The organism is bacterium, from assembly GCA_024224155.1.
Lineage (GTDB): Bacteria > Acidobacteriota > Thermoanaerobaculia > Multivoradales > JAHEKO01 > CALZIK01.
Genome location: JAAENP010000523.1, coordinates 1 through 2,393 on the forward strand (window position 1 = coordinate 1; position 2,393 = coordinate 2,393).

General features: G+C 65.0%; 2 protein-coding genes. One reads left to right on the top strand and one right to left on the bottom strand.

Annotated features, from left to right (window positions below; translation table 11 throughout):
• Window positions 1–424: transposase (locus GY769_24745; protein MCP4205131.1), on the bottom strand; the 424-nt coding region annotated here is incomplete at its 3' end.
• A 415-nt stretch (window positions 425–839) separates the two neighbouring features.
• On the opposite strand from GY769_24745, the gene GY769_24750 reads away from it, so the two are divergent.
• Complete coding sequence (locus tag GY769_24750; GenBank protein MCP4205132.1) at window positions 840–2,225, top strand: IS4 family transposase; 1,386 nt, start codon at window positions 840–842, stop codon at window positions 2,223–2,225.
• The last annotated feature ends 168 nt before the right edge of the window (window positions 2,226–2,393 follow it).

The window sequence follows — 2,393 nt, forward strand, 5'->3', positions numbered from 1 at the left end:
GGCTCGACCACCGGTACTGCTCGGGCGACGCCACCATGCCGGCCCTCACCGGGTTGAGCTCGATGTACCGATGGCAGGTCAGAAGATACCGCGGTCCGTCGATCACGCTGGCCTTGAAGCGCCCCTCCCACAGGGCTCCCGTTCGCCGGTAGGCATGGTTGACGCAGGGCACGTACCGGCGGCCCACGTATTGAAGCATCCGGCTGATCGACTCCCGCGTCCGCGGCGTGGCGAGCAGGTGGACATGGTTGGTCATCAGCACGTACGCATGGACCTTGCAGCCGTACCGGTGCGCGCCCTCCCGAACCCAGCCGAGGTACGCCAGGCGGTCATCGTCGTCGAAGAACGCCGCCTGGCGGTTGTTCCCCCGCTGCAGGACGTGGGCCGGGACATCGGCCAGAAAGAATCGAGGTTTGCGGGGCATCTTTCCATCCCAACACGTTTGCTGCTTCATTGCGTCGCAGGCTATCATGCCGGAAAGGCTTAAACAACCTCTCGTGCAGAATTTATTTACGGGCTCTGACCCGAATGGCGCTAACTTAAGCAAAAACAAAAATGAAAACAACGAGTTAGAACGGAATCCTCACAATGTGTCGAAGACGGCGCAAGCCGAGAGCATTGGTTTTCTAGCTGGCCAGCGGTTCGGAAGCCAGGGTTTTTTGAGGCGGAAAATCTCTATCCTATTGGTTTTCATGGGGAAAATCATTGAGTTAGCATTCGGCTCTGATTCGACTGGCGCTAACCTAAGCGCAACCGCTTGAAAGTCCTGGGAAGGAAGGCCGGCCGGGATGGTGTATAGTGGAGGTGTCTGTCCCACCCCATCCCGGAGCCGACCTACCATGCATTCTAATCCGACCGCCACCGCCCGGCAACGCTTGCGCATCCAGAACCGCGTCGACAACGCCGACGCCAAGGGCTTCTTCAGCCTCCTCACCGGGCCGGAGCTGCTCGGGGACGTCGAGGCGCTGCTGCCCGAGCACCGCGACCGGCTGTTTCCGCCGACCGAGACCTTGTCGATGTTCATGGGGCAGGCGCTCTCGGCGGACGGCAGCTGTAGCCAGGCGGTGGACGACGCGGCGGTCAAGCGCCTGGTCGCCGGCATGGCGCCGTGCAGCGTCAACACCGCGGCGTACTGCAAGGCCCGCGCGCGGCTGCCGCAGGCGATGGTCGAGACATTGGCCCGGAGCACCGGGAGGCTCGTCGCCGACGGGGCTTCCGACGGGTGGCTGTGGCGGGGGCGGCGGGTGCTGCTGGCCGACGGCACCACCGTCACCCTGGCCGACACCGAGGCGAACCAGGAAGCCTATCCCCAGCCGGGCAGTCAGCGCGCGGGCCTGGGCTTCCCGATCATGCGCACGGTGGGCCTGCTGTGCCTGGCCAGCGGGGCCTTGCTCGATGCCGCCAGCGGGCCGTGCAAGGGCAAGGGCAGCGACGAGCAGACGCTGTTTCGCGGCCTGCTGGGAAATCTCGAGTCGGGGGACGTCCTGCTCGGCGACGCCTTCTTCCCCACGTGTTTCCTGCTCTGCGAACTGGCGCGCCGGGGCGTCGACGGCCTGTTCGAGCAGTTCGGGGCGCGCAAGCGCAGCACCGACTTCGCCACCGGCGAGCGACTCGGCACGAACGACCATCTGATCGTCTGGACCAAGCCGAAGCGCCCGTCGTGGATGAGCCCCGAGGAATACGACGGCGTCCCCGAGACGCTGACGGTGCGCGAGCTCCACGCCGGCGGCAAGACGTTGGTCACCACCTTCCTGTGCCCGAAGGACACGCCCAAAGGCATGCTCAGGGCCTTGTACCGGCGCCGCTGGCACGTCGAGCTCGACGTGCGCAGCATCAAGACGACGCTCGGCATGGAGGCGCTGCGCTGCCGCACGCCCGAGATGGCGCGCAAGGAGCTGTGGGTCTACCTGCTGGCGTACAATCTGATCCGGTTGCTGATGGCCCAGGCCGCGCTGCTGGCCGACCAGGTGCCGCGCCAGCTCAGCTTCAAGCACACCGTGCAGGTCTGGATCAGTTGGTGCCAGCGCGGCGGCGCCAGCCACGACGGCGTGGTCATGCACGGGCTCCTGGTGCTCATCGCGCAGCCGCGGGTCGGTCTCAGACCGGGGCGCATCGAGCCCCGCCAGCGCAAGCGACGGCCCAAGGCCTTTCCGCTGATGACCAAGCCGAGGCCAGAGGCACGCGAGGAGGTGCGTTTGAACGGTCATCCGAAGAAGCAGCGGTGAGCGGGGGGCGGCGCTAAGCCTATGAAAAGGCTCCCGAATCGCTTAAGTTAGCGCCATTCCACTCTGACCCCGGTTTCCCCCCAAACGAGAATCTAAAAAAATCAGCGATTTATGGTTCGTTCCTCATGTAAACCCTGAATTTCGGTCGCGCCTGCCTGTTGCGCGCAC

Bases quoted from the DNA above. Each gene is read 5' to 3' on its own strand.
- GY769_24750 (MCP4205132.1), top strand. From the start codon at position 840: ATGCATTCTAATCCGACCGCCACCGCCCGGCAACGCTTGCGCATCCAG.